The organism is Paraburkholderia sp. RL17-373-BIF-A, assembly GCF_046030175.1.
Classification (GTDB): domain Bacteria; phylum Pseudomonadota; class Gammaproteobacteria; order Burkholderiales; family Burkholderiaceae; genus Paraburkholderia.
In genome coordinates this window covers 48,756-70,184 of record NZ_JARESO010000014.1, presented here as the reverse complement: position 1 = coordinate 70,184, position 21,429 = coordinate 48,756, and the positions used below count along the sequence as shown (strand labels likewise).

At 62.3% G+C, this 21,429-nt stretch carries 21 protein-coding genes; 11 read left to right on the top strand and 10 right to left on the bottom strand.

Annotation, left to right across the window (positions count from 1 at the left end; all coding sequences use genetic code 11):
- Positions 1–151: 151 nt before the first annotated feature.
- Positions 152–997 carry a M15 family metallopeptidase gene (locus P0D80_RS18975; protein WP_408178382.1) on the bottom strand — a complete coding sequence of 282 codons (846 nt, stop codon included), beginning with the start codon at positions 995–997 and terminating at the stop codon, positions 152–154.
- A 124-nt stretch (positions 998–1,121) separates the two neighbouring features.
- On the opposite strand from P0D80_RS18975, the gene P0D80_RS18970 reads away from it, so the two are divergent.
- Positions 1,122–2,066 (top strand): hypothetical protein, encoded by a 945-nt coding sequence (locus P0D80_RS18970; RefSeq protein WP_408285989.1) that lies wholly within the window; start codon positions 1,122–1,124, stop codon positions 2,064–2,066.
- Positions 2,067–2,239: 173 nt separating this feature from the next.
- Positions 2,240–3,382: a nucleoside hydrolase gene (locus P0D80_RS18965; protein WP_408285988.1), complete on the top strand. Its 1,143-nt coding sequence runs from the start codon at positions 2,240–2,242 to the stop codon at positions 3,380–3,382.
- A 41-nt stretch (positions 3,383–3,423) separates the two neighbouring features.
- On the opposite strand, the gene P0D80_RS18960 is transcribed toward P0D80_RS18965, so the two are convergent.
- Both P0D80_RS18960 and P0D80_RS18955 read right to left on the bottom strand, forming a co-directional pair.
- Positions 3,424–4,380 (bottom strand): LysR family transcriptional regulator, encoded by a 957-nt coding sequence (locus P0D80_RS18960; RefSeq protein WP_408285987.1) that lies wholly within the window; start codon positions 4,378–4,380, stop codon positions 3,424–3,426.
- 734 nt (positions 4,381–5,114) lie between these two features.
- Entirely contained in the window at positions 5,115–6,167 is a 1,053-nt protein-coding gene (locus P0D80_RS18955) for an NAD(P)-dependent alcohol dehydrogenase (RefSeq protein ID WP_132382952.1), read from the bottom strand.
- Positions 6,168–6,484: 317 nt separating this feature from the next.
- Here P0D80_RS18955 and P0D80_RS18950 point away from each other — a divergent pair, with 317 nt between their 5' ends.
- The gene (locus tag P0D80_RS18950) at positions 6,485–7,453 is read left to right on the top strand and encodes an AraC family transcriptional regulator (RefSeq protein WP_408285985.1); all 969 of its coding nucleotides are present in this window, start codon (positions 6,485–6,487) and stop codon (positions 7,451–7,453) included.
- A 25-nt stretch (positions 7,454–7,478) separates the two neighbouring features.
- Here the strand turns inward: P0D80_RS18950 and P0D80_RS18945 are convergent, their stop codons facing one another.
- The 3 genes from P0D80_RS18945 to P0D80_RS18935 all read right to left on the bottom strand — a co-directional run bounded on the left by P0D80_RS18945 (position 7,479) and on the right by P0D80_RS18935 (position 9,609).
- Positions 7,479–8,255 (bottom strand): molybdopterin-dependent oxidoreductase, encoded by a 777-nt coding sequence (locus tag P0D80_RS18945; RefSeq protein WP_132382956.1) that lies wholly within the window; start codon positions 8,253–8,255, stop codon positions 7,479–7,481.
- Positions 8,252–8,884 carry a cytochrome b/b6 domain-containing protein gene (locus tag P0D80_RS18940; protein ID WP_408285983.1) on the bottom strand — a complete coding sequence of 211 codons (633 nt, stop codon included), beginning with the start codon at positions 8,882–8,884 and terminating at the stop codon, positions 8,252–8,254. Before P0D80_RS18940 ends, P0D80_RS18945 begins: the two co-directional genes overlap by 4 nt.
- 92 nt (positions 8,885–8,976) lie before the next feature.
- Positions 8,977–9,609, bottom strand: a complete 633-nt coding sequence (locus tag P0D80_RS18935; protein ID WP_132382959.1) for a hypothetical protein — start codon at positions 9,607–9,609, stop codon at positions 8,977–8,979.
- A gap of 203 nt (positions 9,610–9,812) precedes the next feature.
- Between P0D80_RS18935 and P0D80_RS18930 the strand changes: the two genes are divergently transcribed.
- Both P0D80_RS18930 and P0D80_RS18925 read left to right on the top strand, forming a co-directional pair.
- On the top strand, positions 9,813–10,484 hold the full coding sequence (locus P0D80_RS18930; protein WP_408178375.1) for a heavy metal response regulator transcription factor: 672 nt from the start codon (positions 9,813–9,815) through the stop codon (positions 10,482–10,484).
- The gene (locus P0D80_RS18925) at positions 10,481–11,881 is read left to right on the top strand and encodes a heavy metal sensor histidine kinase (protein WP_408178374.1); all 1,401 of its coding nucleotides are present in this window, start codon (positions 10,481–10,483) and stop codon (positions 11,879–11,881) included. Before P0D80_RS18930 ends, P0D80_RS18925 begins: the two co-directional genes overlap by 4 nt.
- Here P0D80_RS18925 and P0D80_RS18920 read toward each other — a convergent pair.
- Together P0D80_RS18920 and P0D80_RS18915 are read right to left on the bottom strand one after the other, a co-directional pair.
- Positions 11,878–12,294: a VOC family protein gene (locus P0D80_RS18920; protein WP_408285982.1), complete on the bottom strand. Its 417-nt coding sequence runs from the start codon at positions 12,292–12,294 to the stop codon at positions 11,878–11,880. The two genes, P0D80_RS18925 and P0D80_RS18920, sit on opposite strands and share 4 nt — an antisense overlap.
- A 54-nt stretch (positions 12,295–12,348) precedes the next feature.
- Positions 12,349–12,690, bottom strand: coding sequence for a zinc ribbon domain-containing protein YjdM (locus P0D80_RS18915; RefSeq protein ID WP_408285980.1), 342 nt, complete (start codon positions 12,688–12,690; stop codon positions 12,349–12,351).
- Between the two features lie 270 nt (positions 12,691–12,960).
- On the opposite strand from P0D80_RS18915, the gene P0D80_RS18910 reads away from it, so the two are divergent.
- The gene (locus tag P0D80_RS18910) at positions 12,961–13,263 is read left to right on the top strand and encodes a putative quinol monooxygenase (protein ID WP_132382968.1); all 303 of its coding nucleotides are present in this window, start codon (positions 12,961–12,963) and stop codon (positions 13,261–13,263) included.
- Between the two features lie 124 nt (positions 13,264–13,387).
- On the opposite strand, the gene P0D80_RS18905 is transcribed toward P0D80_RS18910, so the two are convergent.
- Entirely contained in the window at positions 13,388–14,875 is a 1,488-nt protein-coding gene (locus P0D80_RS18905) for a sensor domain-containing diguanylate cyclase (protein WP_408178371.1), read from the bottom strand.
- Positions 14,876–15,121: 246 nt separating this feature from the next.
- Here P0D80_RS18905 and P0D80_RS18900 point away from each other — a divergent pair, with 246 nt between their 5' ends.
- The gene (locus tag P0D80_RS18900) at positions 15,122–16,054 is read left to right on the top strand and encodes a 2-hydroxyacid dehydrogenase (protein WP_408285978.1); all 933 of its coding nucleotides are present in this window, start codon (positions 15,122–15,124) and stop codon (positions 16,052–16,054) included.
- Positions 16,055–16,075: 21 nt separating this feature from the next.
- Here the strand turns inward: P0D80_RS18900 and P0D80_RS18895 are convergent, their stop codons facing one another.
- Positions 16,076–16,834, bottom strand: a complete 759-nt coding sequence (locus tag P0D80_RS18895) for a GntR family transcriptional regulator (RefSeq protein WP_132382974.1) — start codon at positions 16,832–16,834, stop codon at positions 16,076–16,078.
- A 258-nt stretch (positions 16,835–17,092) separates the two neighbouring features.
- Here P0D80_RS18895 and P0D80_RS18890 point away from each other — a divergent pair, with 258 nt between their 5' ends.
- From P0D80_RS18890 to P0D80_RS18875, 4 genes are all read left to right on the top strand, one after another.
- Entirely contained in the window at positions 17,093–17,437 is a 345-nt protein-coding gene (locus P0D80_RS18890) for a UxaA family hydrolase (protein WP_240975458.1), read from the top strand.
- A gap of 59 nt (positions 17,438–17,496) precedes the next feature.
- The gene (locus P0D80_RS18885; protein ID WP_132382976.1) at positions 17,497–18,672 is read left to right on the top strand and encodes a UxaA family hydrolase; all 1,176 of its coding nucleotides are present in this window, start codon (positions 17,497–17,499) and stop codon (positions 18,670–18,672) included.
- Positions 18,673–18,849: 177 nt separating this feature from the next.
- Entirely contained in the window at positions 18,850–20,220 is a 1,371-nt protein-coding gene (gene dctA / locus P0D80_RS18880; protein WP_408285976.1) for a C4-dicarboxylate transporter DctA, read from the top strand.
- Between the two features lie 188 nt (positions 20,221–20,408).
- On the top strand, positions 20,409–21,407 hold the full coding sequence (locus P0D80_RS18875) for an Ldh family oxidoreductase (RefSeq protein WP_408285975.1): 999 nt from the start codon (positions 20,409–20,411) through the stop codon (positions 21,405–21,407).
- Positions 21,408–21,429: the final 22 nt, after the last annotated feature.

Genomic DNA, 21,429 nt, shown 5'->3' with positions numbered 1-21,429 from the left:
TGCGGCCGAATTGTTAAATCGGCAATAGCCGGCCATGGCGACAGTGAGCGGAGCAATGCCGTTATGCGTGCGGCATTGCCGCTTTTTGCCAGAAAAATTGATTGAACGCCCCATGTCAACCTCTTTATTACCCGGTTTTACCCATTCGGCCTTAATGACCGCGCCCGAGGACGAAGCCGGGTTTGTGATATTCGACGTGCCCGAGATCCATCATTTTCCAACGGCCACCCCACGTCAGACCGACCTGTTCGGCTGTCTGCCCGTATAACTGATAACCTCGCATGGCCCAAGGATCTTTTTCTGAAATGACGAGCTTGCCGTCGCGCAAAAAGGCATTGTCCGCGGCGAGACCGTATTGGTGATAGCTTTGAAACGCTGCGGCATTGGTGACGTTGCCCCCCATTTGCGCCAGCCGGTTTTGCCGCTCCGGGCTGCGATAACCTTCCAGCAAAGCCATTTCATACCCGTATTGCTCGTGCATGATTTTGTACACGAGCAATAAACGCGTTCTGAAATCGGCATCGAGCAAATTCCAGTCGCGGCTCGCGTCTTTAAGCGCGGGCCGGATCTGCTCGACTTCCTGCGTTGCGAATACCTCCGGCGGCAACGGCGGCGGGGGCACGAGCTGTTCGCCGTTCAATAACGCAGCAATTTTCTCGTCCGGAACCCGTGCAGTGTCATCGAATTGGAATAATTGCCGGCCGCGTAAAGCCAATGCCACCAATGGAGGCGTCGCAAGAATACCTGTCGTGGTAAAAATCAGCAAGCGCCGCTTTACCAGTAACTTTTGCATATCGACTGCCGTCGATTGCGAAATTTTTGCCGAGCGTGCTAATTGACCGCGAGCGCGCGAAGCGCCGCGCGATGCTCCACGCATAACACGGCCGTGAATAGTGAGCGCCGCACCTAATAAAGAGGCGCGTACCGTCGGCAATAGCAGCATTGCAGCGATCACAACGGCGATGGCGAAATAGGCGAGAAGTGCTACGGCAATCAAAGGCGACCCCGGAAATTGGAAACAATTGTATTTTGTAATGCTTGCTCTTAGAATCAGGCCTGCTCGGAGACGAGCCGGAACGTATTATCACGGCGAAATAATCCAGGATTCAATGAGACAGTGAATGAGTGCGCCGGAAAGTTCGAATTCCAAAGCCCCGCCTAGCCTGTTATCCGATAAGGCTAAAGGCGCTGATGGCAATGGTTCGCGAATTCTTGCGAACCTCGAAGGCCGCGTTGCGCCGCCTACGGAAAAACCACGCCGGTCGAAAGCGCCGCTTCTATTGGTCGCCTTGCTCGTAATCGCAGCCGGCGGCTGGGGTGCCTGGCATATGCAACAGCGTACGCAGAGCGAGTCGCTGGCAGCGGCCGCGCCGGCCAGTGGAGAGAAGACTGCCGCGGCGGCGGTTGCCGCGAGCGCCGCGCCACAGGTCGTCGCCAAAGCTGAGGCGCCGGCTCCCGCTTCCTCGCAAGCGGCGACGATCGTTGCCGACGATAGCGACAGCAAAGCCGCCGCGGCGTCCGCTACGGCGCCCGCCAGCGACGGCAGCCGGCTGTCGCGCGCGCTCGCCGACGGCGCGGAGTCGAGCAGCGCACCCGCGCCGGTTGCATCCGCAACGGCTGCTTCCGCGGCCACGGTGCCGGCGGCGAGGCACGGCAAAAGCGCAACGGCTGTGGCCAGCAAGGACAAGCACGAGAGCGCGGTCCACGGCAAGAAGGAAAGCGCCACGGCCAGCAATCGCCATGCGAGCGCGCCGACCGAGGTCGCTCAGTCGAAGAAGACGCGCGCGAGCGCTAATGCTTCGAAAGATGATTCGGATGCCGATCTATTGGCCGCGCTCGTTGCGCGGACCAAACCCGCGGATGCCAAACCGGCGGCTGGCGGTAACGCGGCGACCAAGGTCAGTGCATCCGCCACGCCTGGGAACGCCAAGCTGGCTGAGCGCGTGAAAGAGTGCGGGCAGCGAGGTTTCTTCGAAGACCAGTTGTGCCGCTGGCGCGTATGTGACGGTCATTGGGGCAAGGATCCGGCGTGTCCGGGTTCAGCACAGCAGGCTCATCAGCCGTAGGCGCGCTTCGTCATTCAATCGCCATGCGCGTCATTCGACGCGCATGCGTTCCACCATTCGCCGCAAACTGATTCCGTGAATTATCCATTCGACATGACGATTTGATTTCATCTGGATTACGTCTATGATGAGCCTCCTTCGCGCGGCACAGCGCTATAAAAAAGGAGACATCAGTGAAGCGACTTCTCGTGGCATTGACGTGTGTGGCAAGCGTGGCGACCGTCACGGCACTCTCGGCGTGTGGTGGTAGCGAGATCAATGCGCAGAACCCGCCGAAGGTGATTATCGACAGCGACTACAACACACTGAGCGACGATGGCCAACTCGGCGTCATGGCCGCGCAATTGCAGGCGCAAGGCTCATTGAAGGTGCTCGGTATTACGGTGGTTTCCGGCAATCAATGGTTGAAGCAGGGCGTAGCGGATGCGTTGAAATCGGTTGAACGTCTGGGCGTTGAAAATCAGATCGGCGTATATGCCGGCGCCAACTATGCTCTGTCTCACGATTTCGCCACCATTCAGGCCGAGCAGAAGCAATTCCCCGGCGGCGACGGTTATCTCGGCGCATGGAATACACCCGAGCCGAAATCCGATAGCGATCTCGTTGCGCCGCCCGACGGTTTCGCGACACACACCAAGGTGCAGAGCAGGAGCGCGGTGGATTTCATCGTCGACTCGGTGAAGCAGTATCCCGGCGAGGTGACGATTCTCGCGATCGGCCCGCTGACCAACATTGCGCTCGCTACGCGTCAACATCCCGAGATCGTGCCGCTAATCAAGCAGATCATTTACATGGGCGGTGCGATCGACGTGCCGGGCAACACCACGCCGACAGCCGAGTTCAATTGGTGGTTCGATCCGGAAGCGGCGAAGGCCGTGTTGCGTTTGCCGATCAAACAGGTGGTGGTTCCGCTCGATGTGACGGACACCGTGAAGATGGACAGGGCGTTGTACGAGCGTGTCGCGCACGACCCGACGAAGCAGACCATCATCACGCAATTGTTCAAGACTTTGAACGGTTATGGTTTCGACGGCAAGAATGGCTTCGAGACCAACCCGAACTACACGACGAACATCTGGGACACGCTGACGCTCGCGTATCTGATGCATCCTTCGTTCGCCACGCAGACCGTGGACGAGTGGGTGGACGTGGATATGAGCTTCGGTGCGAATGACGGCAAGGCTACCGGTTATACGAGTTCGCCGTCGGCGGGATTGCAGAAGATGACGGTGGTGAAACGCTTCGACAATCCGAACTTTTTTAACTTCTATGTTGATCTGTTGACGCGGCCGATGCCGGTCAAGTTACCTAATTGACGCGGTTTTCTACCGCGCTGCCTGCGTGCCCGCAACCCGCCTCAGGCGGGATGCAGGCCGCGCAGCAATTGACGGACACGCGAGAGATCCTGATCGACGTGCTCCGCTTTCTCGAACAACTCCGCCAGCCAGTCCACGAACGCGCGCACGCGCGGCGACACGCGGCGATTCTTCACATAGGCCACCGAAACCGGCATCGGCACGGGCTTCCATTGCGGCATGACTTCGCGCAATAGTCCCGAGTCGAGATACGGTTGCGCGGCGATCCGTGCGGGCTGGATCAAGCCGAGGCCTTGCAGGCCGCAGGTGAGATAGGCCTGTTCGTCGCTGACCTTGACGAATCCTTTTACCTTGACGTTTTGCGCTTCGCCGTCCACCTCGAAATCGAAGTCCACTTCGCGGCCGTTATGCGGCGACATGCAATTGACGGCCACGTGTCCACGCAAATCGTCGAGGTCCGCGGGCGTGCCGTAGCGGGCCAGGTAGGCCGGACTCGCGCAGGTCACGTGCTCGAGGGTGCCGAGTTGACGCGCGACCAGATTCGAATCCGGCAATTCGCCGAGCTGGATGCTGCAGTCGATGGCTTCGGTGATCAGATCGACGGTGCGGTTGCTGATGCCGATGGTGAGATCGAGGTTAGGGTAGCGCGTGTGGAAGTCGTCCAGGGCCGGCAGGATGATGGCGCTGGCCACGGCCCCTGGCATTTCGATACGTAGACGGCCGGTCAGGTTATCCGTGGCGTGACGGATGCTGGCTTCCATTTCGTCGATGTCGGCGAGGATTTGCGCGCAGCGTTCGTAGTAGGCCGCGCCTTCGGGCGTGACGCTTAGGCGCCGCGTTGTGCGGGCGAGGAGGACGGTGCCTAATAGCGCTTCCAGATTCTGAACGATGGTGGTCGCCGTGGCGCGGGGAATGTTCAATGATTCCGCTGCGCGGGTGAAGCTGTTGGTGTCCACGATTCGGATGAATGTGCGCATTGCAGTTATTCTGTCAATCACGGTTCATGCTCCCGTCGAGGGTTTAGGGTTTTGCCTTGCTATTGCTGTTGCCTGCGCGGCGGATTGTGGGGTTTTTTTGTGTTGGCCTTTCCTTGAAATCACGGTGGTCTATTAGCGTTGCCCCTGTGCGGGGCGGCACCTACTTTCTTTGCCGCCGCAAAGAAAGTAGGCAAAGAAAGCGGCTTCACACCGCCAGCTCAGAAGCGGATCCCTCGCGCAGTCACGGCAGTGGTGCATCTGGAATCTGTCGTCTCGCACATTCCGCCACAGTGACACGGCAGTCATACTTCCCGCCTCGCGCTCCGCGCTCGCCGGAAGGGTCTGGTTAAAACAAATGATTTCGTCTGTGCGTGGTGGGGGCCTCGCCTCGGCGACACGCCGAAAAAGGCCGGTGGGTTAATGAAGTACCGTGGGGCGCGCGTAGCGCCGCCGGAAGAATGACGGCCTTGTCACCGGGGCTGAGTGTGCGAGGGCACAGATTCCAGATGCACCACTGCCGCGACTGCGCGAGGGACCCGCTTAAGAATTGGCGGTGTGAAGCCGCTTTCTTTGCCTACTTTCTTTGCGGCAGCAAAGAAAGTAGGTGCCGCCCCGCACAGGGGCAACGCTAATAGACCACCGTGATTTCAAGGAAAGGCCAACACCCAAAGCACACAGTCAGAAAAAACGACTACAAAAAAGCCCCACGCCGCAGGCCAAAAAAAACCCACGGCGCAAGCCTAAAAAAAACCGACTCACTTCCGCAAGGAATCCAAATCAACCACAAACCGATACTTAACATCACTCTTCAGCATCCGTTCATAAGCCTCATTAATCCCCTGCATAGGAATCACCTCAATATCGGAAGTAATCCCGTGTTCGCCGCAGAAGTCCAACATCTCCTGCGTCTCAGCAATCCCACCGATCAGCGACCCAGCCAGCCGGCGACGCTTGAAAATCAGATTAAACACTTGCGGCGACGGATGATCATGCTCCGGCGCACCAACCAGCGTCATAGTCCCATCCCGCTTGAGCAGATTCAAAAACGGATTCAAATCATGCTGAGCAGCAACGGTATTCAGAATGAAATCGAAGCTATTCAAATGTGCTTCCATTTCTTCGGCATTCTTCGAAATCACCACCTCATGCGCACCCAACCGCTTCGCATCTTCGATCTTCGACGGTGACGTAGTGAACAACACAACATGCGCACCCATCGCACGTGCGAGCTTCACCCCCATATGCCCGAGCCCGCCAAGGCCAACAATGCCGACCTTCTTGCCAGGACCGGCACCCCAGGTCCGCAGCGGCGAATACGTCGTGATACCCGCGCACAGCAACGGCGCCACACCAGCAGGATCGAGATTCTCCGGCACACGCAGCGTGAACGCTTCATCGACGACGAGCTGCGTGGAATAGCCACCGTAAGTGATCTGACCATCAACCCGGTCGACACCGTTATACGTGCCGACAAAACCGTTCTCGCAATACTGTTCGAGATCTTCCTTGCAACTCGCACACGTGCGGCACGAATCGACCAGACAGCCGACGCCGACCACATCGCCCGCCTTGTATTTCGTCACGTTCGGCCCGACCGCGGTCACGCGGCCGACGATTTCATGGCCCGGCACAACCGGAAACACCGTGTTCTTCCATTCGTTGCGTGCCTGATGCAAATCGGAATGGCACACACCGCAAAACAGAACTTCCATCTGCACGTCATGGGCGCGCAGTTCGCGGCGCTGGATTTCGAACGGGGCGAGAGGCGCGGTAGCGTCGGTCGCTGCATAGGCATAAGTCGTGCTCATGGGTAGCTCCAGCAAAGAGGGTGAAGTCGCAAGGCGCCAGCGATGGGCGACGCAAATCGCCGATGTGGCCAACCTCGTTATGAACCGGGATCACGGCGCGGGCGGTGGCTGGCAAATTCGTCAAACTGGAATTGGCAACCGAGCCCGGCGCAGCGCGGAAAAGGATGATCCGGCAGGGTTCCCATGATAGGAGCGGGGAGGGAGCCCGGGAATACCTGAATGTCTTGAAGATTTGCCTAAAACTCCTGGTGAGGAGCGCGATAGGTCGTTTGGTGATAAATTTCAAGCATTATTCTCTCGCACGTCACTATACCGTCATGTCAACCCGTTCCGCTGAACCCGTCTCGGTCGATCCCGCCCAGCAGCGCGTGGTCGAATTATTCGATGCGCTCGCACCCACCCCGGGCCTCACGCGCACGAGTCTCGAAGGCGTCAACCTGATGCGCGCGAATAGTCCCATGCCGCGTATGCCGGTTATGTACGAGCCGAGCATCGTGATCGTCTGCCAGGGCCGCAAGCGCGGCTTTCTTGGCGATCAGGTGTTCCAGTACGACGCGCAGCAGTACCTGGTCCTCTCAGTGCCCTTGCCATTCGAATGCGAGACCGAGGCGAGCCCGGAAGAGCCGTTCCTCGCCATCTCGGTGCGCGTCGATCTGACCATGGTGGCCGAATTGTTGATGGCGCTGAATGAAACGCACGGCGCCGCGCAGCACGAACCCGTCGGCATCTATTCGACGCCGCTCGACCCGGCGCTATGCAATGCGGTGCAACGTCTGATGGACGCGCTGGCGTCGCCGCTCGACGCGCGCATTCTCGCGCCCGGCGTGGTGCGCGAAATCTGCTATCGCGTGCTGACTGGCGAGCAGGGCGACGCGATTCGCGCGGCGCTCACGCATCAGAATCATTTCGGCCGCATTGCCAAAGCGCTGCGGCGAATTCATGCCGATTACCACGGCGTACTGGACGTCGATACGCTCGCGTCCGAAGCGGGCATGAGCCTCGCCGTGTTTCATGCCCAGTTCAAAGCGGTCACCTCCACTTCGCCGATGCAATACGTGAAGACCACGCGCTTGCATCACGCGCGTTTGTTGATGGTGCAGGATGGGTTGAATGCGGGCGCGGCCGCGGCGCGCGTCGGTTATGAAAGCGCGTCGCAGTTCAGCCGCGAGTTCAAGCGTCTGTTCGGGCTGAGCCCGGTCGACGAAGTGAAGCGCATGCGCGCCGTCTACGATGCACCGCCGCCGCGCGTGGTCAAGGCGGTGGCGCGTTACGTCACCGCAGTGTGATCGGGCAAGCGGGCCGCGCTACAGGTTACAAACCGCTGAACCAGTTGTACCCCTGGTCTTCCCAATAGCCGCCGGGATTCGTGTTGGTCACGAAGATCGCCGCGATGTGCTTGGGATTCTTGAAACCGAGCTTGGTCGGCACGCGCAGCTTCAGCGGGTAGCCGTATTTGGCCGGTAGCGGCTCGTTGCGGAAGTCGAGCGTGAGCTGCGTCTGTGGATGCAAGGCCGTTGCCATATCGAGGCTGGAGTAATAGCGGTCCGCGCATTTGAAGCCGACATAGCGCGCGTTCAGATCGGCGCCGATGCGCTCCAGAAACGTGCGAAACGGCACGCCGCGCCATTGTCCGATCGCGCTCCATCCTTCAATGCAGATGTGGCGCGTGATCTGCGAAGCCTGCGGCAATGCGCGTAGCTGATCGAGATTCCAGCTGCGCTTATCCGACACGAGCCCCGACACTTCCAGTTGATACGTCGAGCCGTCGATGTCCGGCGCGTCGAACTCCGGATAAAACGCATTGAACGGGAACGGGTCGGTGATTTCGCGTGCCGAATAGGTCGGTGCGAGCTTGTTGCGGTCGAACAGCCACGCCTGCACGCGATCGTTCCAGCGCGACATGGCCCACAGCACCTTGTCGACCGAATCGCCGTCCTGCATGTTGCAGCCCGAGAGCATTGCCAATGCGCCGATGGAGAGCGACGAGCGCAGGAACAGGCGTCGTTGCAGCCGTTCGATTTGCGGCTGATGATCGGCAAGTACGATGCGGGACCGGCGCGCGTCGTCGTTGGGTTTGGATGCGCTCATGCCTGGCTCCCTTCATGCGCCGAATGCCGTGCGCGCCCTGTCAGCATCGGCAGCAACGTGCGCGGCACGAGCAGCACCAGCGCCAGATGCACGACCACGAAACCGACTACACCTGCCATCGCGATGAAATGCACACGCCGTGCGAAGTCGAAGCCGCCGAATAGTGCGGTAAGCCAGGAGAATTGCACCGGCTTCCAGATGGACAGGCCCGACGCCACCAGCAACACACCAAGACATAACACGAGCAGATATAGCGCACGTTGCACCGCGTTATATCTGCCGGTATCGTGCGGAAGCTTGAAGCGTAGCGCGAGGCTCGCATCATGCACCACGTCGCGCGGATGAACCGGCAACAGCTTGCGCCGGAAATGCCCGCGCCCGATGCCATACGCAAGATACAGCAGCCCATTCGCGCAAAGCAGCCACATCGCCGCGAAATGCCACGCGATCGAGCCGCCCAGCCATCCGCCGACGGTCGCCCACAGCGGAAATCTGAACGGGAAAAACGGCGACGCGTTATAGATGGCCCAGCCGCTCATCACCATGCAGACCATCGCGAATGCGTTGATCCAGTGCGTGATTCGCACGACGAGCGGGTGAACGAGCAGGCGCGTTTGCGGTTCGGGCATGGTGCAAGGGTCGCGAGGCGAACAGGAAGTGGAAAGCCGCGCCATTGAAGAACGCGGCTGTTCAAGCAAACAGAAAAGCTGGCAACGCCGTATTACATCGGCGGCGTCACGCCATGCTCGCCCGCGGAGATGAAGTTGGCGGCCATCGAGCCGTCGGCTTCCTTGTGTGCAAACAGCACGACTTTCGCGCCCGGCACCAGCAGCGAACGGTCACCCGGTTCCAGCGCGACGATAGGCACGTCTTGCGGAATCACGATTTTCTTTTCACCGTCCTTGTACTTCACGGTGATCGTGCGGCCGTTGCTGACCACGAGCGAACCCACGGTGCCGTTGGTCATCGAGCTGTTGCCGCCGAGATCCCACGGACGGTGGCCTTCGCCCGAGCCGCGCATGCTGGCCGGGAACACGTGCACTTCGAGCGCCTTCAGCGTGCCGTCCGCTTGCGGAATCGCGGCGGTGCCGACATAGCTGTCCGGCTTGATGTCGTTCACATTGGCGAGCACGACGCCGCGAATCGGCGTGTCCTTGGCGAGCTTCACGTCGACATCCTTGCCGTCGCGCGTGTGGACCTTGAGCAGATCGCCCGACAGCGACGTCACCGTGCCGCGCACGCCGGTAGGCATGGCGTTCTGGGCTTGGGCAGCCGGCCCGGCGGCGAGCAAAGCAGCGGCAACGAGCGCGGGGGCGGCGAAGGCGCGCAACGCGTGCGCGGAAACGATCTTCATGAATCAGCTCCAGGTGGTGACGGATGGGGGCAGATTAGACCCGGGACCGGCTCCGGCGAGTGACAGGCAGATGACAAAAACGTCATGAATGGCGCGCGGCAGCCACGTAAAATGGCCGGCATATCCACGTCCAGCATTTCAGCGTTTCAGCGAGCGCCAGAACGAACCGCTGAGCGGACGTCCGAATCGGAGCACCGAGCACCATGAGCATCCTCGTCATCGAAGACGATCCGAAAACCGGCGACTACCTGAAGAAGGGTTTACGCGAGAGCGGCTATGCGGTCGATCTCGCGCGCACCGGCACGGACGGCCTGCACATGGCGCTCGAAAATGCTTACGACCTCGTGGTGCTGGACGTGATGCTGCCCGGTATCGACGGTTGGGAAATCATGCGCGCGCTGCGCGCGCGGCGCGATTTGCCAGTGATTTTCCTGACCGCGCGCGATCACGTCAGCGACCGTATTCGCGGCCTCGAACTCGGTGCGGACGATTATCTCGTCAAGCCGTTTTCATTTACGGAGCTGGTGCTGCGTATCCGCACACTGCTGCGCCGCGGCGTGATCCGCGAAAGCGACGTATTCGAAATCGCCGACCTCAAGCTCGACGTGCTGCGCCGCAAGGTGACGCGCGAAGGCGTGGAGATTCCGCTCACCAACAAGGAATTCATGCTGTTGCATCTGCTGGTGCGCCGCCAGGGCGAAGCGCTGTCGCGCACACAGATCGCCTCCGAAGTGTGGGACATGAATTTCGACAGCGACACCAACGTGGTCGACGTGGCCATCAAGCGGCTGCGCGCCAAGATCGACCATCCGTTCGAAAAAAAGCTGATTCATACGGTGCGCAGCATCGGCTACACGTTCGGCGACAGCTCATGAAATTCTGGACCGGGCGCTCGCTCACGGCTCGCACCACGGTGCTGTTCGCGGCGATCGCGTGCGTGGTGATCGGCACGCTCGGCGCGTATTTCTATCACTCCGCGGAAGTGTCGTTGCAACGCCGCGCGGACGTGGTGCTGACCGCCCGCGTCGAGCACTTCAGCCGCATCGTGCGCGATCTCTATTCAGTGAGCGAATTGAAGAGCCGGCCGCTGCTGTTCGAGACCATGCTCGGCGCGGAACAGGACGTGCTGCTGTTTCGCCGTCCGGGCGAGGCGCCGTTCATCGACGTGAACCCGGCGGGCGTGGCGGTGCCCGCGCTGCAAGCCGGTGTAGAGGACCGCTTGCCGACCTTTGCCGACATTCGCCAGACACAGCTGGGCAACGGTGTGCCGGTGCATTGGGCGATCGCCACCGCCAAAGCGCGCGAGGACGGCACCGAAGTCGAAGTGATCGCCGGCCACCCGATGACGGAGGAAGTGCGCATGCTGGCTGCGTACCGCAACCGCATCGTGCTGGCCACGCTGATCGGCATGCTGGCCGCGACGCTGCTTGCCTGGTACGTGCTGCGCCGCGCGTTGCGCCCGGTTCGGGAGATTGCCACGCGCGCCGCGCAGATCAGTCCCACGAGCCTGTCCGTGCGGCTCGACAGCGAGGCGGCGCCGCTCGAATTGCGCCAGCTCACGCACGCGTTCAACGCCATGCTCGACCGTCTCGCCGACGGTTATCAACGGCTCTCGCAGTTCTCCGCCGATCTGGCGCACGAGATCCGCACACCGGTCGGCGCGTTGATCGGGCAGACGCAAGTGACGCTGGCCCGGACCCGCGAGCCCGACGAATATCAGCAGGTGCTCGAATCGAATCTCGAGGAGCTGAGCCGCCTGAGCCATATCGCGGAAAACATTCTGTTTCTCGCGCACGCGGACCATGCGGCGCTTTCAGTGGAGCGTGAACGGGTCGATCTGCGCGAGGAACTCGTCAGGATCGCAGACTATTTCGAAGGTCTCGCCGATGAACGCGGCATGCGCTTCGTGGTCGAGGCCGCAGGCGTGGCATCGGTCAATCCGATGCTGTGCCGCCGCGCGATCAACAACCTGGTCGTCAATGCCGTGCGTTACGGCGCGAGCGATACGGTGGTGCGTCTGCGTGGCACGCAGGACGAAGCGGGCGCCACCGTGGTGGTCGAAAACGACGGCGCGCCGATTCCCGACGAGCAACTAGGCCGTCTGTTCGATCGTTTCTATCGCGCAGACGCGGCACGCAGCGCGTTCACCGAATCGAGCGGTCTGGGCCTCGCGATCGTCAAGGCGATCATGCATCTGCATGGCGGCACGGCGCGCGTGGTGTGTCCGGCGCCGGGCGTGGTGCGTTTCGAGTTGCGCTTTCCGGGCGCTTAAGTGCCGGTTGCAACGGTGGAGGTCTGCGGCTCATGACAGCACACGCAGAGCTTGTTGCCGTCCGGATCGCGAAAGTAAGCGCCGTAGTAGTTCGCGTGATACTGCGGACGCAAACCCGGCGGCCCCCCGCACGTGCCGCCGTGAGCGAGCGCCGCGGCGTGCGCGCGATCGACCGTGGCGCGATCGGCGGCGAGCAGGGCGATCATCTGACCGTTGCCGGCCGACGCTGGTTGACCGTCGTAAGGCTTGCCGATCACGAACAGCGGGCGCGGCGCATCTGCCGCCATCCAGCCGGACCAGCATGCGTCGGGATCGCGGAACTTGAGCCGCAGATCGAGCGTATCCATCAGCACGTCGTAAAAGCCGCAGGCACGCTCGAAATCACTGATGCCGATGAAAACGTGGGAAAGCATGGCTGTCGCTCCTCGTGAGTGCTGCCCGTGCCGGCCAGCGCCGTTCGTTCAGACTCAGACCTTCTTCAGATATGCGGCCTTCAACATGAAGTTGCCGGCGTCCATCTTGCAGTCCACTTCATGATCGCCGCCGACAAGGCGAATGCTCTTTACCTTGGTGCCCATTTTCAGCGTGATCGACGAGCCTTTCACTTTCAGGTCCTTGATCAGCACGACTGCATCGCCATCGGCCAGCGGGTTGCCGTTGGCGTCCTTGACCACGGGCTCGTCGGCGTCGTCGGCGGACACGGCGGCGTTCGCCGGCCATTCATGCGCGCAATCGGGGCAGACGTAGTTGTCGCCGTCCGGGTAGGTGTTTTCCATCGCGCACTGCGGGCAGGCGGGAATTGTCGACATGATTTTCTTTCCAGACCGCGGCGGGCCGCGGATAACTTCAGGGTCGGCGAGTATAGCGGACGCGTGGCGGGCCGCCGGCGTCCGATGCGCGGGATGCTGCGCCAGCGCAAACTAGCGAGTGCGGAGGCCGGCGCGAGTCACGTGTGGCGACGCTGCACGGGCAGCGGACTATACTTTTCCGATCGCCTGGCGGTCCCGCAAGTTTCGTCACGCCTGGCGAAGCTTTGCAAGGCACACCGATTGCTCGAATCTCACAACAGGAGTTCTGTCATGGTCAAACTCGCACTGTACGTTCGTCTCGAAGCCAAGCCCGGCAAGGAAAAAGAGGTCGAAGCGTTTCTGCTTGGCGGCTTGCCGCTCGTCGAGGAAGAGCCGGGCACCGTCGCGTGGTTCGGTTTGAAGCTCGGGCCGTCCACGTTCGGCATCTTCGACGCCTTTCCGGATGAAAGCGGCCGTGACGCGCACCTGAACGGCAAGGTGGCGGCCGCGTTGATGGCGAAGGCGGGCGAACTGTTCGCCTCGCCGCCCACTATCGAAAAGGTCGACGTGCTGGCGGCCAAATTGCCGGGCTGAACGAGCCGCTGACGGCGCGGCCGGTCGCACGGCCTTCCCGTTTGCTGCCACTGCAACGCGGAAAATGGCGCTTATCACGCCGACGCAGCGCCGGCGCCGCGCCGCGATCCGGCGCGTGCGCTTGTCAGCCGCCTGCCGCGTCGGACGCGTTCGCAGCCGGCTGATTCGCGTAGGTCGCGCGCTTTTCCTCGTACATCAGCAGATCGGCGCGCTGCACGCCTGCTTCGAGCCGGTCGCCGCGCTGGCAGGTGGCCGCGCCCATCGAGAAGCTGAGCGGCGAGCCCGGATAGAACTGATTGTTTAACTCCACCAGTTGCCTGATCGCATCGACCATCGCGGCGCCGCCGCGCTCGTCGGTGTCCGGCATCAGGATCGCGAACTCGTCGCCGCCGATGCGCGCCGCGTGAAACGGCGTCTCAGTCGCCTTGGCCAGCACCTCGCCGGCGCGCCGCAAAAGCGCGTCGCCCGCGGCGTGGCCGAGCTGATCGTTCACGCGTTTCAAACCGTTCAGATCGGCCATGATGATCGTCACGGGCCACGGGCCCTTGCGTTCGAGCCGGTTCAGTTCGTCCACATAGAAAGAGCGGTTGCGCAGTTTGGTCAGCACGTCGTGCTTGCCGAGGAACTCGAGATAGGCTTCGGCCTTCTTGCGCGCCGTGATGTCCGTGAGCGCCACCAGCACCAGATCCCAGGTCTTCTCATGGCCCGGCAGGACGGAGAACTGCAGGTGCACGTGCACCTCGCTGCCGTCGAGCGAATAGTTGAGCACTTCGCGCTGCTGGAACAGCTTGCCGTCCCACAGGTCGACCAGTTGCTCGCGGAAATGCGGACGCATGTCATCACGGAACACGTCGGCGAGACGCGCGAGCAGCGTTTTCTTGTCTTTCGCCGCGAACATGTCGAGCGTGTGCTGGTTCACGTCGAGCACATGGATTTCCTGCATGCAGCGTTCGACGAACTCGGGATGCACGTCCGTGAACACGCGGAAATCGTTGATGCCGGCCGCGCGCGCTTCGTCGAGCAGACGCTTGACCGCGCTGAAATCCTCCACCCAGAGCGACACCGGCGAATACTCGAACAGGCCGCGCACATACTGCTCGGCAAGCGTCACGCGATGCCGCGCGCCTTCCAGTTCCGTAATGTCTTCGACCGACACCAGCACGCGGTCCCAGCGCGCCTCGTGGCCGGGCAGCACGGCGCCCTTGAGCAGCACGTCGAGGCGCCGCCCGCCGAGCGTGTAGTTGACCGTCTGGCTGGTGAACTGCGATTGCCCGGCCCACAACTGGCATAACTCTTCGAGGTGGGTCTTGAGCATGTCGTCGCGGAATACCGAGGCGAGATTGCCGGTAAGCGCCTCGAAATCGGCGGCCTCGAATTGCGTCAGCGTCTTCTGATTCACCTTGATGACGCGGATGCTGTGCGCGCATTGCGCGACACAGCCCGGATTGGCGGCGAAATGCGCGCGCAGATCGGTCACGCCGTCTGCCCGCCATGCGTCGAACAAGCTGCGCACGCCGCTGAAGTCTTCGAGCCAGAGCGAGACGGGCGCGAGTTCGAACATCTCGGAATCGTCGTTGGCGGGCGCAGGGCCGCGCGGGAGGATGTCCAGCATGAGATTCTCAGGATCGGAAGTGCCGCCATTTTAAGACGGGTTGGGCTGTGGCTGAAAAGAAAGACCAGTTACGCATCATTTTTGCGTCAGGGCGTCAAACAAGATAACGGCGCGGTTCCGATCGACTTGAGGTGCGCCCGGCGGGGCATCCAGCTCTCGGGACGCTTGCCGGCAAGCGGTCTGGAGCCTTGTTACACTGGCCTGAAACTTGTCCGGTCCATCCACGTTGCCAAGAAAAGCGCCGCCATGAAGCCATCCCTGCTAGTTCTGATCCACCTCAACGATGCAAGCCGCGCCAAGATCGAGGCGGCGTTCGAAGTGGTCTACGCGCCCGATGCCGCCGAACGAGCCGCCGCGCTCGACGCGCACGGCAAGACGATTCGCGCCGTGCTGACCAACGGCACGACCGGGCTCGCCGCCGCGGACATCGATCGCATGCCGCAGCTCGAACTGCTCAGCGCGCTGGGCGCGGGCTATGAAAACCTCGCCGTCGACCACGCCCGCTCGCGCGGTATCGTGCTCGTCAACGGCGCGGGCACCAACGATCATTGTGTGGCTGATCATGCATTCGCCTTGCTGCTCGCGGTGGTGCGCGACGTGCCGCAACTCGATCAGGCCACGCGCGCGGGCGTCTGGCGCGACACCTTGCCGATGCGCCCGAACGTCTCCGGCAAGCGCCTCGGCGTTGTCGGGCTCGGCAATATCGGCGAGAAGGTCGCGCGCCGCGGCGCGGGCTTCGAGATGGAAATCGGCTATCACAACCGTAAGCCGCGTGAAGGCTCGCCACATCAGTACTTCGACAGCGCGGAAGGGCTCGCGCGCTGGAGCGACTTTTTGATCGTCGCGACGCCGGGCGGTGCGGGCACGCGTCATCTGATCGACGAGGCGGTGTTCGAGGCGCTCGGTCCGCACGGCTTCGTGGTCAACGTCTCGCGCGGCAGCGTGCTCGACACGGCGGCGCTCGCCCACGCGCTTACAGCCGGCACGATTGCCGGCGCCGCGCTCGACGTCTACGAGGGCGAGCCGAATCCACCGGGGGCTTTGCTGGCACTGCGCAACGTGGTGTTGACGCCGCACGTGGGCGGCCGCTCGCCGGAAGCGATCACCGCCTCAGTCGACAACTTTCTGAGCAACGCCCGGCGGCATTTTGCGGGCGAGCCGGTATTGACGCCAATCTGACGTCGCAAGCGCGTTCCGCGGTTACTTCTCTTCGTTGCCGCCCGGCCGGTTGCCGATGTACTCGTACTCTTCGGTATTGACCCGTGAAACACGCAGCTCGACCACGCTGCGGTGATACGAGTAGGCGATACGCCGGATCTCCAGCAACGGCGCACCGACCTCGACGCCGAGTTGCGCGCTCTCCAGTTCGCTCGCGAGACCCACGCTCACGCGTTCATCGGTTTCGACCACGTTGATGCCGAAGCCGTCCTGATAGAAGTTGTACAGCGTGTTCGGCCGGTTGCGCAGTTTCGTTTCGGTGAGGCCTGGAAAATGGGCCTCCGGCACGGTGATATGTTCGATCAGCACCGTTTTGCCATGCAGCGCCAGGCCGTTGACGAACTGGAACACGCGCGCGCCGGTTTCCACGCCGAGCGCGGCCGCCACGTCGCGCGAGGCGCGGGCCTTTTTGAAATCGACCAGCGTGACGACGGGATAGGCCTTGTCGCCGTCGCGCCGCACGATCCTGAAGAAACGGAAAAAATGCCGGTCGCGCTGATGCATGGACACGAACGTGCCCAGGCCCTGGTGACGGATCAGGATGTTCTCGGCACAGAGTTCGTCGATCGCTTTGCGCAGCGTGCCGATGGACACGCCGAAGCGCTCGGCGAGCCGCTTCTCCGAAGGAATGCATTCGCCGCCTTTCCATTCGCCTGCCGAGAGCGCGGCGAGAATCGCGCTCTTGACCTCTTTGTAGCGCGTGCCGCCCAGCGCGGGCGGATTGATGGCGAGCGTGCTCATGACAACCTCTGAAATACGCGAGTCGCGCGACGCCGCTCGCGAAGGTTAAACCTGCCCGGATTTTAAACGACAAACTCATCTAGTCCATCTAGATGAGATGGATTATCTCGACACTACTGGAAAACACACATCTAACACATATAGATGACCTAGTTGACATCCATCGATGCGGCGCCTACTATCGATTCACAGCAGCGCATCTGGCTGCGCTTTCCCCGGCGGCACGACACCGCATTCAATACACGAACGGAGACGCTAATGAGCAATCCCACGGCAGACATCAAGGGCACCGCGGCAGCGGGCGCATCGCCCGAACGCAAGACGATTCACATCGTGTTGCACGAGGCGAAGGACACAGTCGGTGTGGCGGTCGTCGAGGGCATCAAGGCGGGCACGCAACTCAACGCGTGGATCATGGACGACGACGAGATCGTGACTTTCCCGGCCAAGCAGGACATTCCCATCGGTCACAAGGTGGCGCTCAAGGACATGGCGGTGGGCGACACGGTGTTCAAGTACGGCGTCGATATCGGCAAGGTGGTCGCGCCGATCAGCGCCGGCGAACACGCCCACGTGCACAACATCAAGACGAAGCGCTGGTAAGTCGCGCCGGACAGACTGCCGCAATTGAATCGCCCCCACACCTGAACGAGAGATACACCATGAGCGTGATTGACCTGGATACGACTTTCCGCGGCTATCGTCGCGACAATGGCCGCGTTGGCGTACGCAACCACGTGATCATCCTGCCGGTCGACGATCTATCGAACGCCGCGGCGCAAGCCGTCGAGAACAACATCAAGGGCACCATGGCGCTGCCGCATCCGTACGGGCGACTGCAGTTCGGCGCCGACCTCGACCTGCACTTTCGTACGCTGATCGGCGCGGGCAGCAATCCGAATGTCGCGGCGGTGGTCGTGATCGGCATCGAGGAAGGCTGGACCAAACGTGTGGTGGACGGCATTGCGAAAACCGGCAAGCCGGTGATGGGCTTCGGCATCGAACTGCACGGCGACCACGACACGATCATGCGCGCTTCGAAGGCGGCCAAGGAAATGGTGCAGTACGCCACGTCGCTCGATCGCGAGGAATGCCCGATCTCGGAGCTGTGGGTCTCCACCAAATGCGGCGAGTCGGATACGACCTCGGGCTGCGGCGCCAATCCGACTGTCGGCAATGCTTTCGACAAGCTGTACGGACTCGGCACCACGCTCGTGTTCGGCGAGACCTCGGAGTTGACCGGCGGCGAGCAGATCGTCGCAGCGCGCTGCGCCAACGACGGCGTGCGCGAGCGCTTCCAGTTCATGTTCGACCGCTATCAGGACATGATCAACCGCTGGAAGACGGACGATCTTTCCGAGTCGCAACCCACCAAGGGTAATATCGCGGGCGGCCTCACGACCATCGAGGAAAAGGCGCTCGGCAATATCCAGAAGATCGGCAAGAAGTGCATGGTGGACGGCGTGCTCGACAAAGCCGAGGAACCGACGCACTCCGGTCTATGGTTCATGGATTCGTCGTCGGCGGCGGCGGAGATGGTGACCTTGTGCGCGGCGTCCGGCTTCGCGGTGCATTTCTTCCCGACGGGGCAGGGCAACGTGATCGGCAACCCGATCGTGCCGGTCATCAAGATCTGCGCGAACCCGCGTACGGTGCGCACCATGGGCGAGCATATCGACGTCGATGTGACCGGCATCCTGCAGCGCGAACAGAACCTCGATCAGAGCGGCGACAAACTGCTCGAATGCATGATGGCCACGATCAACGGCCGCTTTACCGCCGCGGAAGCGCTCGGTCATCGCGAGTTCGTGCTGACCCGGCTGTTCGAAAGCGCCTGAGTCTGGCGGCCGGGCAAGCGCGGTTGCCTCGCGCTTGCCTGGTAGTATCGCAGTGGACCCCCAATTCCCGGCGCGCGCCGGCACGGAGAACGGCCACGACGCCGCCCGTTGCCGGCAAGCCATGCCGCTACGGCGCCGGTTCGACACCTGGCGGCAGCGAGTGGAGGAGACACCATCTTGCGCGTGCTCAAACATCTCTACGTGCAGGTCCTGATCGGACTTGCGGCCGGAATTCTCGTCGGTTACTTCGCGCCCGCGTTCGGCGTCGAAATGAAGCCGCTCGGCGATACCTTCATCCGCCTCATCAAGATGCTGATCACGCTGGTGATCTTCTGCACCGTGTCAGTCGGCATTGCGCGGATGGAAAGCCTCAAGCAGGTCGGCCGCGTCGGATTCAAAACATTGCTCTACTTCGAGGTGGTGACCACCATCGCGCTCGTGATCGGGCTGGTCGTGGCAAACGTGCTGCATCCCGGCGCGGGGCTGAACATCGATCCCGCCACGCTCGACGCGCACGCCGTGACGCACTACGTGGCGGACGCGCATTCGGCGTCCTCGAGCTTCTTCGATATGATCGTGCCGAATTCGGTGGTCGGCGCGTTCGCGCGTGGCGATCTGCTGCAGGTGCTGCTGTTCTCGGTGCTGTTCGGCATCGCGCTGTCGATCATGTCGCAGCGCAGCCGGTTGCTCATGCGTGGCATCGAACAGTTCGGCGATACGCTCATGCGCATTGTCGAGATGATCATGCGGCTCGCGCCGCTTGGCGCATTCGGCGCGATTGCCTTCACGGTCGGCAAATACGGCATCGGCACCTTGCAGCAACTCGGTCTGCTGATTCTCTGCTTCTACATCACCAGCATCCTGTTCATCGTCGTCGTGCTCGGTGCGGCGGCGCGCTGGGCAGGCGTCGGACTCTGGCCGCTGTTGCGCTACTTCCGCGAGGAACTGCTGATCGTGCTGGGCACGTCCACCACGGAATCCGTGCTGCCGCGCCTGATGGAGAAGCTCGAACGCATGGGCTGCCCGCGGGCGATCGTCGGCCTCGTGCTGCCCACGGGCTATTCGTTCAACCTCGACGGCGCCGCGATCTATCTGACCATGACCTCGCTGTTCATCGCGCAGGCCACCAACACGCATCTGTCGCTGATGCAGCAACTGGGCTTGCTGGCGATTCTGATGCTGACGTCGAAGGGCGGCGCGGGCGTGGCGGGCGCGCCGCTGGTCGCATTGACGGCGACGCTGTCGACGCACAACATCATTCCCGTGGCGGGCATCACGCTGATTCTCGGCGTCGATCGCGTGCTCAACGAAATCCGCGCGCTCACTAATATGATCGGCAACGTGGTGGCGACGCTGGTGGTTGCGCGCTGGGAAGGGGCTTTCGATGCGCGCGCGGCGCGGGAATTCCTCGCGGCTCCGCGCGAAGTCCGGGATCAGGTGCAGCCGCAGTCGCAGTCGAAACCGCAGGCTCAGGGGCCGTCGACTCAACCCGGCCTCGAGGAGAGACGCCCGGCCGCCGGCACGACGCTGCTGGAAAAGGGCGGCTAAGTAGGACAATCACGACAGCGATCCGAATGAGGATCGTCATGGGCAATGCCGCAATCGATGCATTGCGGCATTGCTTCGTGTGCGCTTCGATCGCATGCTCGGCGCAGTGCGTGGCTGGGTTTCCGGTTGAACGGTTCGCCGCGGCGCCCGACCAATACCAACAACACAACAACTTGAGGAATGACCCGATGGCCCGATTGTCTCCCGACGCGCTCACCATGCTTGCCGTCGACTCGCTGCGCCGCGCGGGCGCGTTGCCGGCCACCGCCGAGTCCACGGCTCGCGCGCTGGTCTATGCGGACCTGCGCGGTTTGTCGTCGCACGGTGTATCGCGTTTGCCGATGTATTGCGCGCAGTTGCGCAACGGCCGCGTCGATCCCGCCGCGCAAGCGACGATCGTGGCGGATCGCGGCGCGGCGGTGCTGATCGACGGCGCGGACGGGTTGGCCTATCCCGCGTGCGACCTGGCGGTCTCGACGCTTGCCGAGCGCACGAAGCAGTACGGCAGCGCGGTCGCGGGCGTGAAGCGCAGCCACCATTTCGGCGTGGGCGCGGCCCATCTGGCCGCGCTCGGCGCCGCTGGCATGGTTGCTCTTGCGTTCAGCAATTCGCCGGCGGCGATGCCCGCGTGGCGCGGCCGCCGTGCGCTGTTCGGGACCAACCCGATCGCCGCCGTGTTCCCGCGTCGCCATGGCGAGCCACTCGTGATCGACCTCGCGCTGTCGCAGATCGCGCGCGGCAAGATCGCGCTGGCCGCGCGCGACGGCAAGCCGATTCCCGAAGGCTGGGCGACCACCCGCGACGGCCAGCCGACCACCGACGCCCGCGCGGCCCTCGACGGCATGATGCTGCCGTTCGGCGGCGCCAAAGGCGCGATGCTGGCTCTGGTCGTCGAACTGCTGGCGGCGGCGCTGACGGGCGCGAACTTCGGCTACGAAGCCGGCTCGTTTCTGACTGAAGAGGGAGAGCGCTCGCGCATCGGCCATCTGTTCTGGGCGATCGATCCTGGCGCGCTCGCCGGCGACGAAACCTATTTGTCGCGCGTGGAAGCGCTGATCGACATGATGCTCGCGGACGACGACGTGCGCTTGCCCGGTGATCGAAGAGAGCGTCTCGCGGACACGGCGCAGAAAGACGGCGTGGAGATTCCGGACGCGCTGATCGCACAACTCGAAGGTAGCAGTTAGCCGGCGTCGAGGAAGCGCCACA